This window comes from uncultured Caulobacter sp. (assembly GCF_947036865.1).
Lineage (GTDB): Bacteria > Pseudomonadota > Alphaproteobacteria > Caulobacterales > Caulobacteraceae > Caulobacter.
This window is the reverse complement of record NZ_CAMQSF010000018.1, coordinates 21045-34569: the sequence shown is the minus strand read 5'-3', so window position 1 is coordinate 34569 and position 13525 is coordinate 21045. Positions and strand designations below refer to the sequence as shown.

General features: G+C 68.2%; 15 protein-coding genes and 1 tRNA gene. 12 read left to right on the top strand and 4 right to left on the bottom strand.

The window, feature by feature from the left end; genetic code table 11:
• The first annotated feature begins 28 nt into the window (after positions 1-28).
• The 3 genes from Q0V34_RS11700 (at position 29) to Q0V34_RS11690 (ending at position 911) form a co-directional block, all read left to right on the top strand.
• The gene (locus tag Q0V34_RS11700) at positions 29-331 is read left to right on the top strand and encodes an integration host factor subunit alpha (protein ID WP_096051474.1); all 303 of its coding nucleotides are present in this window, start codon (positions 29-31) and stop codon (positions 329-331) included.
• An 11-nt stretch (positions 332-342) separates the two neighbouring features.
• Positions 343-771 carry a MerR family transcriptional regulator gene (locus Q0V34_RS11695; RefSeq protein ID WP_297511910.1) on the top strand — a complete coding sequence of 143 codons (429 nt, stop codon included), beginning with the start codon at positions 343-345 and terminating at the stop codon, positions 769-771.
• Between the two features lie 63 nt (positions 772-834).
• A tRNA-Pro gene (locus tag Q0V34_RS11690) sits at positions 835-911 on the top strand.
• 56 nt (positions 912-967) lie between these two features.
• On the opposite strand, the gene Q0V34_RS11685 is transcribed toward Q0V34_RS11690, so the two are convergent.
• Together Q0V34_RS11685 and Q0V34_RS11680 are read right to left on the bottom strand one after the other, a co-directional pair.
• The gene (locus Q0V34_RS11685; RefSeq protein ID WP_297511908.1) at positions 968-1204 is read right to left on the bottom strand and encodes a DUF2842 domain-containing protein; all 237 of its coding nucleotides are present in this window, start codon (positions 1202-1204) and stop codon (positions 968-970) included.
• Positions 1201-1452 carry a GlsB/YeaQ/YmgE family stress response membrane protein gene (locus Q0V34_RS11680; RefSeq protein ID WP_297511906.1) on the bottom strand — a complete coding sequence of 84 codons (252 nt, stop codon included), beginning with the start codon at positions 1450-1452 and terminating at the stop codon, positions 1201-1203. The genes Q0V34_RS11685 and Q0V34_RS11680 overlap by 4 nt, the downstream gene beginning before the upstream one ends.
• 148 nt (positions 1453-1600) lie before the next feature.
• Here Q0V34_RS11680 and Q0V34_RS11675 point away from each other — a divergent pair, with 148 nt between their 5' ends.
• From Q0V34_RS11675 to argC, 5 genes are all read left to right on the top strand, one after another.
• Complete coding sequence (locus Q0V34_RS11675; protein ID WP_297511904.1) at positions 1601-2632, top strand: COX15/CtaA family protein; 1032 nt, start codon at positions 1601-1603, stop codon at positions 2630-2632.
• A 94-nt stretch (positions 2633-2726) separates the two neighbouring features.
• The gene (locus tag Q0V34_RS11670) at positions 2727-4211 is read left to right on the top strand and encodes an alkaline phosphatase (protein ID WP_297511902.1); all 1485 of its coding nucleotides are present in this window, start codon (positions 2727-2729) and stop codon (positions 4209-4211) included.
• Positions 4212-4439: 228 nt separating this feature from the next.
• A complete protein-coding gene (rplM, locus tag Q0V34_RS11665; protein ID WP_297511901.1) occupies positions 4440-4913 on the top strand; it encodes a 50S ribosomal protein L13 in 474 nt (157 codons plus the stop codon).
• Positions 4914-4916: 3 nt separating this feature from the next.
• Complete coding sequence (gene rpsI, locus Q0V34_RS11660) at positions 4917-5390, top strand: 30S ribosomal protein S9 (protein ID WP_297511899.1); 474 nt, start codon at positions 4917-4919, stop codon at positions 5388-5390.
• Positions 5391-5500: 110 nt separating this feature from the next.
• The gene (argC, locus tag Q0V34_RS11655; protein ID WP_297511897.1) at positions 5501-6454 is read left to right on the top strand and encodes an N-acetyl-gamma-glutamyl-phosphate reductase; all 954 of its coding nucleotides are present in this window, start codon (positions 5501-5503) and stop codon (positions 6452-6454) included.
• A gap of 140 nt (positions 6455-6594) precedes the next feature.
• On the opposite strand, the gene Q0V34_RS11650 is transcribed toward argC, so the two are convergent.
• Positions 6595-7227: a DUF1287 domain-containing protein gene (locus Q0V34_RS11650; RefSeq protein WP_297511895.1), complete on the bottom strand. Its 633-nt coding sequence runs from the start codon at positions 7225-7227 to the stop codon at positions 6595-6597.
• A gap of 66 nt (positions 7228-7293) precedes the next feature.
• Entirely contained in the window at positions 7294-9288 is a 1995-nt protein-coding gene (locus Q0V34_RS11645) for a class I poly(R)-hydroxyalkanoic acid synthase (protein ID WP_297511893.1), read from the bottom strand.
• Positions 9289-9379: 91 nt separating this feature from the next.
• Between Q0V34_RS11645 and Q0V34_RS11640 the strand changes: the two genes are divergently transcribed.
• The 4 genes from Q0V34_RS11640 to glpX all read left to right on the top strand — a co-directional run bounded on the left by Q0V34_RS11640 (position 9380) and on the right by glpX (position 13493).
• Positions 9380-9820, top strand: a complete 441-nt coding sequence (locus tag Q0V34_RS11640) for a hypothetical protein (RefSeq protein WP_297511892.1) — start codon at positions 9380-9382, stop codon at positions 9818-9820.
• Positions 9821-9929: 109 nt separating this feature from the next.
• On the top strand, positions 9930-11150 hold the full coding sequence (locus Q0V34_RS11635) for an LL-diaminopimelate aminotransferase (protein ID WP_297511890.1): 1221 nt from the start codon (positions 9930-9932) through the stop codon (positions 11148-11150).
• Between the two features lie 24 nt (positions 11151-11174).
• Positions 11175-12464, top strand: coding sequence for a homoserine dehydrogenase (locus Q0V34_RS11630; RefSeq protein WP_297511888.1), 1290 nt, complete (start codon positions 11175-11177; stop codon positions 12462-12464).
• Between the two features lie 75 nt (positions 12465-12539).
• On the top strand, positions 12540-13493 hold the full coding sequence (glpX, locus tag Q0V34_RS11625; protein ID WP_297511886.1) for a class II fructose-bisphosphatase: 954 nt from the start codon (positions 12540-12542) through the stop codon (positions 13491-13493).
• Positions 13494-13525 lie beyond the last annotated feature (32 nt).

Sequence of the window (13525 nt, the reverse complement as noted above, 5' to 3'; positions counted from 1 at the left end):
CCGCCGGGATACGCGTGAAGGGGGTTGCATGAAGGGCGCTACTTTGACCCGGGCCGACCTGTGCGAGGCGGTCCATGAAGAGGTCGGACTCACCCGTCAGGACTGCGCCGGACTGGTCGAACGCACCCTGGATCTCGTGGCCGAGGCCCTGGAGCAGGGCGAAACGGTCAAGCTTTCCGGCTTCGGCGTCTTTCAGGTGCGCGCCAAGCGGGCCCGGATGGGCCGCAATCCTAAGACCGGCGAACCGGCCGAGATCGAGCCGCGCCGGGTGATCGGCTTCCGGGCCTCCCAGGTGATGAAGGCGCGAATCGACCGCGCGCTCGGCGACTAGGGATTGACGCGGTGGCGAAGGGGCCGAACGCCTTCCGCACGATCTCCGAAGCCGCCGAGGAGCTGGGCGTGCCGCAGCACGTCCTGCGTTTCTGGGAAACCAAGTTCTCGTTCATTCGCCCGATGAAACGGGCTGGCGGGCGACGCTTCTACCGGCCGCAGGACGTCGCGGTGCTGAACGGCGTCCGCACGCTGCTGCACAGCGAGGGCCTGACCATCAAGGGCGTGCAGAAGCTGCATCGCGATCACGGCCTGGCCCAGGTGATCGCCGCCGGCCTCGGCGCGAACGGCGCGGCCAATCTGGATCCCGACGCCGACTACGCCGCGCCGACGCGGCCGCCGGCCCGGCTGGACGGCGAAACCCGCGCCCGCCTGGCCTTCGCCCTGACCGATCTGACCGCCGTGAAGTCGCGTCTGGACCGTCTTCTGGAGCAGGGCTGATTTCGTCCGAAATCGCTGTTGCCCTCGGGGGGACCGGCGCCTATAAGGGCGCTCCTTCCGCGTCGGAGCGTGGCGCAGCCTGGTAGCGCACTTGACTGGGGGTCAAGGGGTCGCAGGTTCGAATCCTGTCGCTCCGACCATTTCGCGGAAGTCGAAAGGCCGCCCCTCGGGGTGGCCTTTTTCATTTTCGGCGCGTCTATTTCTGGCCGACGTCCAGCGGCTTGTCCGCCTTGCCCATCCACGAGATCAGCGGAATGACCGGCAGCACCCAGCCCACGCCCAGCACCACGAAGTAGGCGAGGTGCAGAAGCCGGTTCTGAGGCAGGCGGTCGTAGAGGCTGGTGAAGGCCCAGATCCAGACGAACAGGATGGCGATCACGCCCAGCGAGCCGATCAGCTTGCGCGGGCGGGCCGGAATGAGAGGAGCGCTCAAGCGGGTCTCCGGATGAGGCCGAGCACGGCCAGGAACAGGATCGCGCCCACGCTGGAGACGATCAGTTCGCCGAGGAAGCCGGCGAGATGCAGATCGATGCGCGAGGCGATGAACGCTCCGATGAACGAGCCGATCACGCCGATCAAGAGCTTGATGAACAGCGAATGCCGGCGCGCCAGCACGAGGTCGGCGATCCAGCCGGCCAGAATGCCGATCACCGCCGCCGCGAACACGCCCATGCCGCTCATCGTCGCCTCCGCCCGCCTCGAGATCCCAGCTTCTCGCACGATCCGACTACGCAGTCATGCTGAGCGATCAGGCCGTTGAAGCGGCGCCAGGTCGGGCGTAGGGAAGACGCGCCGCATTTCGGCCCAGAAGTGACGCTTTTCCGACCTCATGACGTCTTTCCTGCGCTCCGACCGCTCCCGCCCCGTGGCCGTCTGGCTGTTCATCGTGGCCGCCATGGTGTTCGCCATGGTCGTCGTCGGCGGGGCCACCCGCCTGACGGGCTCCGGGCTTTCGATCACCCAGTGGAAGCCGATCATGGGCGCGCTGCCGCCGATGTCGGACCAGGCCTGGCGCGAAAGCTTCGAGCTCTACAAGAAGATCCCCCAGTACCAGCTGGTGAATCCCGACATGACGCTCGAGGGGTTCAAGGGCATCTTCTGGTGGGAGTGGGCGCACCGGCTGCTGGGCCGCACGGTCGGCGCGGCCTTCGCCCTGCCGTTCGTCGTGTTCCTGATCCGCCGGGACATCCCGCGTCGCCTGATCTGGCGTTGCGCGGCGATGCTGGGGCTGGGCGGTCTGCAAGGGCTGGTCGGCTGGTGGATGGTGTCCAGCGGCCTTTCCGAGCGCGTCTCGGTCGCGCCCGAGCGGCTGATGGTCCACCTGGGCCTGGCCCTGACCCTGTTCGTCTTGCTGATCTGGACGGGCCTCGACGCCTGGAGCGGCTCCCCGCGGGCCGAGGAGCGCTCGCCCTGGCGGGGCTGGAGCCTGGCCTTCCTGGGCGCGGTCTTCTTCCAGTGTCTGCTGGGCGCGCTGGTGGCCGGCAATGACGCGGGCCTGGTCTATAACGACTGGCCGCTGATGAACGGCCATGTCTTCCCGGCCGACTATGCGGGCCACGGGCTGTGGGCGACCCTGGCGCACAGCCAGGCCGCGGTGCAGCTGCATCACCGGCTTATGGCCTACGCGTTGTTCGTCGCGGGCCTCGCCGTCGCGTTCGCCGCCCGTCGCGACCGCCCGCTGGCCGCCGGCGCCAAGGCCGTCGCGCTGGCGGTGGGGATCGTGGTGACCCTGCAGGCCTCTCTGGGGATCTGGACCCTGATGGCCCGCGTGCCGATCACGCTGGGCGTGCTGCACCAGGCTGGGGCGGCGGTGCTGCTAGCGACCGCCACGGTGTTCGCCTGGCGGGTGCGCCGGCCCTAGGTTCGCCCCCAAAGTTCACCAAGCGCGGCCCCGCGCCGAAACAACTGTCACACGCCCACGGCACATCCGGGCCGTTCCCATCAGGAGTGTGGCCGTGATCCGTTCGCTCGCCCTGGCGCTGGTCGCCATTCCCGCCCTCGCGTCGGCCCAGACGCCGGCCGCCGTCAGCGCCGCCGACCCCTATTTCAAGGCCGGCGAAGCGGCCCTGGCCCGGCAGATGGCCGTGGTTCCGAATACCGGCAAGGCCAAGAACGTCATCCTGTTCCTGGGGGACGGCATGGGCATCTCGACCGTCACGGCCGCCCGCATCTATGACGGCCAGCAGAAGGGCCTCGACGGCGAGTCCAATTCGCTGTCGTTCGAGAAGCTGCCCTACGCGGCGCTCTCCAAGACCTACAGCCACGACACCCAGGTCACCGACAGCGCCGCCGGCATCACGGCGATCATGACGGGCGTGAAGACCCGCAACAAGATCATCGGCCTCAGCGGCGCGGCGATCGGCGGCCGGTGCGAGAGCGAGAAGGGAACCGCGATCCAGACCCTGGCCGAGCTGGCCAAGCTGCACGGCAAGGCCGCCGGCGCGGTGACCACCACGCGCGTCACTCACGCCACCCCAGCCGGGGCCTACGCCCACACCGCCTATCGCGACTGGGAAGGCGACGCCGACATGCCGGCCGCGGCCAAGCAGGCCGGCTGCAAGGACATCGCCCGCCAGCTGATCGAGGCGCCCGAGGCCCTGCGGATGGACGTGATCATGGGCGGCGGCCGCTCGCGCTTCCTGCCCAAGGGCCAGGACGTGGGCGCGCGCGCCGACGGGCGCGACCTGACCGCCGAATGGCTGAAGGCGCGGGGCGCCGGCTCGGCCTACGTCACCACGGTCGATCAGCTGAAGGCCGTCCCCAGCGATACGCGTCATGTGCTGGGCCTCTTCGCGCCCGAGCATCTGCCCTACGAGGTCGAGCGCGCCAAGCTGGGGCAGGGCGTCCCGACCCTGGCCGAGATGGCGACCGCCGCCGTCGACGTGCTGTCCAGGAACCCGAACGGCTATTTCCTGATGGTCGAGGGCGGCAAGATCGACATGGGCAGCCACCTGAACAACGCCAAGCGCACCCTGACCGAGACCGTCGAGTTCTCGAAGGCGATCGCCGCCGTCCTGGCCAAGGTCGATCTGAAGGACACGCTGGTGGTCGTCACCGCCGACCACAGCCATGGCCTGGTGATCTCCGGCTATTCCGCCCGCAACGCGCCGATCCTGGGCGTGGCCGGCAACGAGGGCGACCCGGTGCGCGGCGGCGACGGCAAGGCCTACACCACCCTGATGTTCGTCACCGGCCCGGGCGGTCCCAAGGGAACCGACACCCGTCGCGATCCGGCCAAGGAAGACACCGAGGACGCCGAATATCTGCAGGACTCTGTGGTCAACCTGCCGAGCTCGGCCCACGCGGGCGAGGACGTTGGCGTGTTCGCCGACGGCCCCCAGGCCTATCTGCTGCGCGGCGTGGTCGAGGAAAGCTACATCTTCCAGGTCATGCGCCACGCCTTCGGCTTCGATGGGTCGGCGGCGGCGAAGACGCGCTGACGTCTTGGGCGGCTGTCGGACACACGTTCGACGGCCGCTTCGTCCTCCGAGCGGAGGATTGAGCGGTATTATATTACCGTATCGCCTAAGTCCTTGCTTCCGTTGAAATTTACAAGTTTTCCGCGTCGCGTTGTTGACAGGCCGCGAACCCTCCCGTACATGCCGCGCCTCACACGGACGAAACCGGATTTCTCGGCTTCGGACGCCTAGAAATTACGGATCAATCCCATGCAGAAGATCACGGCTTCCTTGAAGCCAGCCGAGGTCGAGAAGAAGTGGATCGTGGTCGACGCCGAGAACGCCGTTGTCGGCCGTCTGGCGACGTTCATCGCCATGCGTCTCCGCGGCAAGCACCGTCCCGACTACACCCCGCACGTCGATTGCGGTGACTTCGTCGTCGTCATCAACGCCGACAAGGTGAAGTTCACCGGCAAGAAGATGGACGACAAGGTCTATTACCGCCACACCGGTCACCCGGGCGGCATCAAGGAAACCACCCCGCGCAAGGTGCTGGGCGGTCGTTTCCCCGAGCGCGTCCTGGAAAAGGCCGTCGAGCGCATGCTGCCCAAGGAGAGCCCGCTGGCTCGCAAGCAGCTGACCCACCTGCTCATCTACAACAACGGCGAGCACCCGCACCAAGCGCAGAACCCCGAAGTCGTCGACTTCGCGGGCCGCAACGCCAAGAACATCCGGAGCCTGTAAGCTATGACCGACGCTCAAGGCTTTGACGCGCTGGCCGGCCTGTCCAGCAACCCGGAAGCGGCCGCCCCGGCCGAACCGAAGATCGACGCCCAGGGCCGCGCCTACGCGACCGGCAAGCGCAAGAACGCGATCGCTCGCGTCTGGATCAAGCCGGGCAAGGGCCAGATCACCATTAACGGCCGCGACCAGGCGATCTACTTCGCCCGTCCGGTGCTGCGCATGATGATCGCCCAGCCGCTGGAAGTGACCGACCGCCTGGGTCAATTCGACGTCACCGTCACGGTGGAAGGCTCGGGCCTGTCGGGCCAAGCCGGCGCCATCCGTCACGGCCTGTCGAAGGCCCTGACCCACTACGAACCCGGCCTGCGCCCGGTCCTGAAGCCGCACGGCTTCCTGACCCGCGACAGCCGCGTCGTCGAGCGTAAGAAGTACGGCAAGGCCAAGGCCCGCCGCAGCTTCCAGTTCTCGAAGCGCTAAGCGCGGTTCGCACGCGTTTGGAAAGGGCGCTTCGGTTCGGCCGAAGCGCCCTTTTTCATTTCTGTCTCTGTTTTCTGGTCACCTGACCTCCGGTCAGCACGGAGTCCGCCATGGCGAGCGCCCCCAAGGTCTTCATCGACGGCGAAGCCGGCACCACCGGCCTGCAGATCCGCGAGCGCCTGCTGGCCCGCGAGGACCTCCAGCTGGTCTCGATCGATCCCGACAAGCGCAAGGACGCCGAGGCGCGGGCCGAGATGCTGAACGGCGCCGACGCGGTGATCCTGTGCCTGCCCGACGACGCGGCCAAGGAGGCCGTGTCGCTGGTCACCAACCCGAACACGGTGATCATCGACGCCTCCACCGCCTACCGCACCGCCGAGGGCTGGGCCTATGGCTTTCCGGAGCTGGACAAGGACCAGCGCGGCAAGATCGCCAAGTCCAAGCGGATCTCCAATCCGGGCTGCTATCCGACCGGCGCGATCGCGCTCACCCGCCCGCTGGTCAGCGCCGGCATCCTGCCGCCGGAACTGCCGGTCTCGTACAACGCCGTCTCCGGCTACAGCGGCGGCGGCAAGGCGATGATCGCCGAGTTCGAGGACGAGGGCGCCGCCAACTTCACCACCGTTCCGTACCGGATCTACGGCCTGTCGCTGGGCCACAAGCACGTGCCCGAGATGCAGAGGCACGGCGGCCTCCTGACCCGGCCGATCTTCACGCCGGCGGTGGGGCGCTACCGCCAGGGCATGATCGTCGAGCTGCCGCTGCATTTTTCGACCCTGAACGGCGCGGCCTCTCTGGGCGAGCTGCACGAGGCCCTGGAGAAGCACTACAAGGGCGAGGCCTTCGTCGAGGTCGCGTCGCTGGACGAGGCCAAGAACCTGACGACCCTGGATCCCGAAGGCCTGAACGGCACCAACCGCCTGAAGCTGTTCGTGTTCGGCTCGGACGCCAGCGGTCAGGCGCGCCTGGTCGCGGTGCTCGACAATCTGGGCAAGGGCGCCTCGGGCGCGGCGGTGCAGAATCTGAACATCGCGCTGGGGCTGAAGGAAGACGCGGGGCTATAGAGGGGCCGCATACCTCGCCCTTCGACAGGCTCAGGGTGAGGTATGCTACTGAACGCCGCGAAAGTAGTCCTCACCTGAGCTTGTCCCCTGGGTCCGACCGCAGGTCGGCCCGAGGATGAACTCCGGGCGAGGACGGGCCCTCACACCCGCCAGCGGTAGTGACCGGCGGTCCTGTGCAGCTTGAACATCCACAGCGGCTCCTCGCGGACGCCGTAGCCGATGTTGTGCGCCACGTGGGCGTGCTTGGGGCCGTCGACCACGACGCCCAGGTGCGGCCGTCCGCCCGCCAGGCGCCAGGTCAGGACGTCGCCGGGCTCCGGCGCGTCGAACGCGTCGCCGCCGAGAGGGCGGGGCGGGGGCAGGGGCAGGCTGGCGCCCTGGCGCGCCAGGAAGGTCTCGAGATTCAGCACCCGCCGGTGGTCGATATTGGCGTCCGGCTTGGTCAGCCCCCATTCCCGCCGCGAGGGATAGGCCTCGAACGCCTTGACCATGTCCTCGTGCACGCGCCGCTGCAGGTCGATGTCCCAGGCGTCGCGGGCGGCGCGGACCAGCACGTCGGAGCAGACGCCGCTGGTGCGCAGCACGTCGCCGTTCGGATAGCCGATATTGCGGTAGCTGGGATCGTAGTCGACCGTGACGCCGACCTGTTCCCGCGCCGCCGCCGCCAGCTTGCGACCGGCGTCCGGGATCAGCGCGTGGCTGGGGTTCGCGCCCGCCATGAACGGCGTCGCGACGAACATCCCGAGCGTGGTCCTGCGGTCAAGCGTGAGCATGGCGCGGAAGCTCCGCCGCGCTCGTGGCGGGATTTGGGCGAACGGCGGTCGATCAGGCGAGGAAGTCTAGGCCTGTGACTTCACAAGCACGAAAGAGCCCGGCGCGTCCTCCAGCGGCTTCAGCGGGCCCTTGGCGGGGTCGCGCGCCGGGACCTCGTCGCCCGAGCGGGCCTTGAGCCACGCCGCCCAGTGCGGCCACCACGAGCCCGGGTGCTCGGTCGCGCCGGCGATCCACTGGCCGACTTCCGCCGGCAGCGCCTCGTTGGTCCAGTGCTGGTACTTCCTGGCGTCCGGGTGATTGATCACGCCGGCGATGTGGCCCGAGCCGGCCATGGTGAAGGTCACAGGACCGCCGAAGGCCTTGGCGCCGCGATAGACGCTGCGATAGGGCGCGATGTGGTCGTCCTTAGACGACTGGACGTAGATCGGGATCGTGACCTTGGAGAGATCCAGGTGCTCGCCGCCCAGGTCCAGCTTGCCCGTCGTCAGGGCGTTGTCCTTGTAGAAGTTGCGCAGATAGAACAGGTGCAGCGCCTTGGGCATCCGCGTCTGGTCGGCGTTCCAGAACAAGAGGTCGAAGGGCCGCGGCTCCTTGCCCATCAGATAGTTGCTGACGAAGAACGACCAGATCAGGTCGTTGCCGCGCAGCGCGTTGAAGGTGTCGGCCATAGACTGGCTGGGCAGGAAGCCGCCCGCCTGGTCCATCTGCTTTTCGATGGATTGCAGCCATTCCTCGTTGGTGAACAGCAGCAGATCGCCGGCCTCGGCGAAGTCCTGTTGGGCGGCGAAGAAGGTGGCCGCATTGATCCGCCTGTCGCCGCGCGCGGCCATGTGGGCCAGGGCGACCGACAGCAAGGTGCCGCCGATGCAGTAGCCGACGGTATTGACCCGATCAACGCCGCACTGGGTCATCACCTGCTGGGTCGCGTCGTAGATCCCCTCGAACATGTAGTTCTCGAAGGTCTTGGCGGCCAGCGTCTGGTCGGGATTGACCCACGAGGCGACGAACACGGTGAAGCCCTGGCCCGTCAGCCAGCGGATCATCGAGTTCTCGGGGCGCAGATCCAGGATGTAGAACTTGTTGATCCACGGCGGAAAGATCAGCAGCGGGATCTCGCGGACCGTCTCGGTGGTCGGGTTGAACTGCAGGAGCTGCAGGATGTCGTTCTGATAGACGACCTTGCCCGGCGCGGTGGCGACGTTCTCGCCGACCTTGAACTTGGCCAGGTCCGTCTGGCTGATCGCCAGCTGGCCGCCGCCGCGCTCGAGGTCGGCGGCGAAGTTCTCCATGCCCTTGACCAGGCTTTCGCCCTGGGTCTGCACCACCTCGCGCAGGGCGGCGGGGTTGGAGATCAGGAAGTTCGACGGCGAGAAGGCGTCGGTCAGCATCTTGGTGAAGAACTCGACGCGGCGCTTGGTGGCCGGATCGACGCCGTCGACCTCGGCCACCAGGTTGTTCAGCCAGTTCGAGGACAGGAGATAGGACTGCTTCATCAGGTCGAACATCGGGTTCGACGCCCAGTCCGGATCGTTGAAGCGCTTGTCGCCGGCCGCCGGGGCGACCACGGGGGCCACTTCCTCGCCGGCGGCGCGTCGCGCGGTCGCCTGCCAGAGGTCCATGTACTGGCCAAAGAGGTCGGCCTGGGCCCGCATCAGCCGGTCGGGCTGGGCGGCCAGGCGCGCCACCACCTCGTTCAGGGCCGGGGCGACATGGAAGGGATCGGGCGTCAGGGCGGCGGGGCGGTCGGCCTGGCGCAGGGCCGCCTCGGCGATCGCGCCCTGGGCGGTCACCGCCGCGCGGGCGAGATTGGCCGACAGCGTCTCGACCATCTTCAACTGGTCGGGCGTCAGCATCGGGGCGAAGGGCGGGACCGCGCCATGCGATTCACGGCCCGTCGCGGTTGATTCGGTCTTCGGGGGCGGCTCGACGGGCGGCGGCTCCGCCTTGGCCTTGGTCGTCCGAGGCGCTTCCTTTGGCGCGGCCTTGGCCTTGGGTTCAGCGGACTCCGCCGTCGAAGCGGCCTTTTTCCGGGGCTTGGAAGCGGCCTTCGCCGTGGCCATGGGGTTTCCTCCGCTTGTCCCTTATCTTGATCGCGAAAAGCCGCGCTGGACGCCTTTCGCTCGCCGCGATCATCGCATAAGACCAGAACCAATGAACGGCGAAACCCGCAAAATCGTACGTGTTGGCCTGATCGTCGGCTTGGCCGTCGGGGCGACCGCGTGCGCGACCCCGTTCTCGACGGCCCCGGTCGATCCCAGCTCGCCGATCGCCGCTTCCGTGAACGCCGCGGCCAAGACCCGGGGGACGCATCGGAAGTTCTCCGAGATCCCCCCCGTGCCGAAGGACGTACCGACCGCGGCCCAGATCCGCGCCGCCGTCGCTCAGCAGCAGGTCGCCGGCGAGGCCCTGACCAAGGCCGTGGCGCCGAACACCTGGGAGCTGAAGGACACCGAGGCCTACGCGGCCAAGGCGCGTCGCGACGCCAATCCCGCCGCCCTGCAGGCGCCGACCGACGCCGAGCGCGCGGAAAGCGAAGCCTTCGCGCGCGCCCTCCGCAGCCGAGCTAGCGCGCCTCCGTCACGGCCCCAATAGGGCGACGGAGGCATAATCTTCCCGTAGCTGGCTTGGCTTGGCCCCGCTGGGGGTCTATCCATGCCCGACTTTTCGCTCCCAGAGCGCCGATGCGGCGCACAGAGCCCTCATGAGCACCGATTTTCACCGTATTCGCCGCCTCCCGCCCTATGTTTTCGAGGAGGTCAACCGGATCAAGGCGCGCCTTCGCGCCGAAGGCGTCGACATCATCGACTTCGGCATGGGCAATCCCGACATGCCGACCCCGCCGCACATCGTCGAGAAGCTGATCGAGACCGCGCGCGACCCCAAGGCCGGCCGCTACTCCGCCTCCAAGGGCATTCCGGGCCTGCGCAAGGCCATGGCCAACTATTACGGCCGCCGCTTCGGGGTGAAGCTGAACCCCGACACCGAGGTGATCGCCACCCTGGGCTCCAAGGAAGGCTTCGCCAACCTGGCCCAGGCGCTGACCGGGCCGGGCGACGTGATCATCTGCCCGAACCCGGCCTATCCGATCCACGCCTTCGGCTTCATCATGGCCGGCGGCATCATCCGCCACGTGCCGGCCCTGTCGCCCGAGGACTATCTGTCCAACATCAGCCGCGCGGTGAAGCACTCGGTGCCGCCGCCGTCGGTGATGATCCTGTCCTATCCGTCGAACCCGACCGCCCAGTGGGTCGGCCTCGACTTCTACAAGGACGCCGTCGCCCTGGCCAAGAAGCACGACCTGCTGGTCATCAGCGACGTGGCCTATGGCGAGATCTATTTCGACAACAACCCGCCGCCGTCGGTGCTGCAGGTTGACGGCGCCAAGGACATCGCGGTCGAGGTCAATTCGCTGTCCAAGACCTACGCCATGGCCGGCTGGCGCGTGGGCATGGTGGTCGGCAACAGCCGCATCTGCGCGGCGCTGGCGCGGGTGAAGTCCTATCTCGACTACGGCGCCTACACGCCGGTGCAGGTGGCGGCCGCCGCGGCGCTGAACGGGCCGCAGGACTGCGTCGACGAGATCCGCGGCATTTACAAGAGCCGCCGCGACACCCTGATCAAGTCGATGGCCGCCGCCGGCTGGGACATTCCCAACCCGCCGGCCTCGATGTTCGCCTGGGCCAAGATCCCGGAGGCCTACCGCGAGGCGGGCTCGATGCTGTTCTCGCGCCTGCTGATCGAGGAGGCCGGCGTCGCCGTCGCGCCGGGCATCGGCTTTGGCGAGTACGGCGAAGGCTATGTCCGCATCGGTCTCGTGGAGAACGAGCACCGCATCCGCCAGGCCGCGCGCAACGTGAAGAAATTCATCGCCAACGCCGATTCCATCCTGGCCAAGGCGCACAACAAGATGGAACAGGCCTAGAGCCGTTCGACCGGGGATTTCGAGATGACCAACAAGACCTGGCGCGTCGGCGTCGCGGGCCTGGGCACCGTCGGCGGCGGCTTGCTGCAATTCCTCGCCGAGCGTCCGGACTTCGCGCCGGCCGGCGGCCGGGCCGTGATCACCGCCGTCTCGGCCCGCAACAAGACGCGCGCGCGTCCGGTCGATATCTCGAGCCTCGCCTGGTTCGACGACCCGGTGGCCCTGGCGGCCTCGCCGGACATCGATCTGTTCGTCGAGCTGATCGGCGGCAGCGACGGCCCCGCCAAGGCCGCCGTCGAGACGGCGCTCAAGGCCGGCAAGCCGGTGGTCACCGCCAACAAGGCCCTGATCGCGGTGCACGGCGCCGAACTGGCGGCCCTGGCGGAATCGCAAGGCGTCCCGCTGCTGTTCGAGGCCGCCGTGATGGGCGGCACGCCGGCGGTGAAGATGCTGCGCGAGGCGATGGTCGGCGATGACGTCGCCTCGGTGGCCGGCATTCTCAACGGCACCTGCAACTACATCCTGACCGAGATGGAGAAGACCGGCCGCTCGTTCGCCGACGTGCTGCGCGAGGCCCAGGGCCTGGGCTATGCCGAGGCCGACCCGACCACCGATGTCGGCGGCTTCGACGCCGGCCACAAGATCAGCATCCTGGCGGCCCTGGCCTTCGGCTGCGCGCCGAACTTCGCGGCCGCCGAGATCGAGGGCATCAGCGACGTCGAACTGCTCGACATCAAGCTGGCCAAGGACCTGGGCTACCGCATCAAGCTGGTGGCCAGCGCGGCCAAGACCGAGGATGGCGTGGCGGTGAAGGTGCATCCGTCGCTGGCCCCGCTGGACCATCCTCTGGCCCAGGCGGGCGGCGCGCTGAACGCGCTGTTCATCGAGGGCAAGCGGATCGGCCGGATCTTTATCCAAGGGGCGGGCGCGGGCGCGGGGCCCACGGCCGCCGCCGTCGCCGCCGACATCGCCGACGTGATGACCAACGCCCAGCGCCCGGTGTTCCAGGCCCCGGCGGGCGCGCTGAAGCCCTTCATCGCCATTGACCCGGCCCGCGCGGTGGGCAAGGCCTATCTGCGGATCATGGCCAAGGATCAGCCGGGCGTGATCGCCGCCATCTCCGAAACCTTGGCCGAATGCGCGGTTTCGATCGACGCCTTCCTGCAAAAGCCCGTGGAAGGAGCGGGCGGGGTGCCGATCGTGCTCGTTACCCATGCGACGCCGGAATCCAACCTGCTGGATGCGATTAGCCGCATCGAAAAGCTGCAGACCGTGCTAGAGCGTCCCCGCCTTCTGCGCGTCGCGCGCATCTAACGACCGGGAAAAGCCGGCCTCGAAGGCGACATTGGGAAACAGGCCTTCCGCGTCCCGGGAGGTCGGGAGAGACGGATGAGTTCGAACACCCTGGACCGTTCCCTGGTCCTGGACGCCGTTCGCGTGACCGAGGCCGCCGCCATCGCCTCGTGGACGATGCTGGGGCGGGGCGACGAGATGGCCGCCGACCAGGCCGCCGTCGACGCCATGCGCAACGCCCTCAACGAGCTGAACATCGACGGCGAAATCGTCATCGGCGAGGGCGAGCGCGACGAGGCGCCGATGCTCTATATCGGCGAGAAGGTCGGCACGGGCAAAGGTCCCAAGATCGACATCGCCCTGGATCCGCTGGAGGGCACGACCCTGGCGGCCAAGTCCCAGCCCAACGCCCTTACGGTGATGGCCTGGGCGCCGAAGGGCACGCTGCTGAACGCGCCCGACACCTATATGGACAAGATCGCCTGCGGGCCGGGCCTCCCGGCGGGGGTCATCGACCTCGACCGCTCGCCCGCCGACAACGTCAAGGCGCTGGCCGAAGCCAAGGGCGTTCCGGCGTCCGAGATCACCGTCTGCGTGCTCGATCGGCCCCGCCACGCCGAGATCATCGCCGGCGTCCGTTCGGTGGGCGCGCGCGTGCATCTGATCACCGACGGCGACGTGGCCGGGGTGATCAACACGGCCGATCCCTCGACCGGCATAGACCTCTATCTGGGCTCCGGCGGCGCGCCCGAGGGCGTTCTGGCCTGCGCGGCGCTGAAGTGCGTCGGCGGCCAGTTCCAGGGCCGGCTGCTGTTCCGCAACGCCGACGAGCGCGCCCGCGCCACGCGCTGGGGCATCGTCGAGCTGGACAAGAAGTACGATCTGCACGAGATCGTTCGCGACGAGGCGATCTTCGCCGCCACCGGCGTGACGCGCGGCGGTCTGCTGGACGGCGTGATCTTCCGCGACGGCTGCGTCCACACCCATACGCTGGTGATGAACTCCTCGACGGGCACGGTCCGCGAAGTTCGCATGAAGCGGAAGGTTTGAGACCTGGCTGTCACGCCGGCCGTATAAAGGCG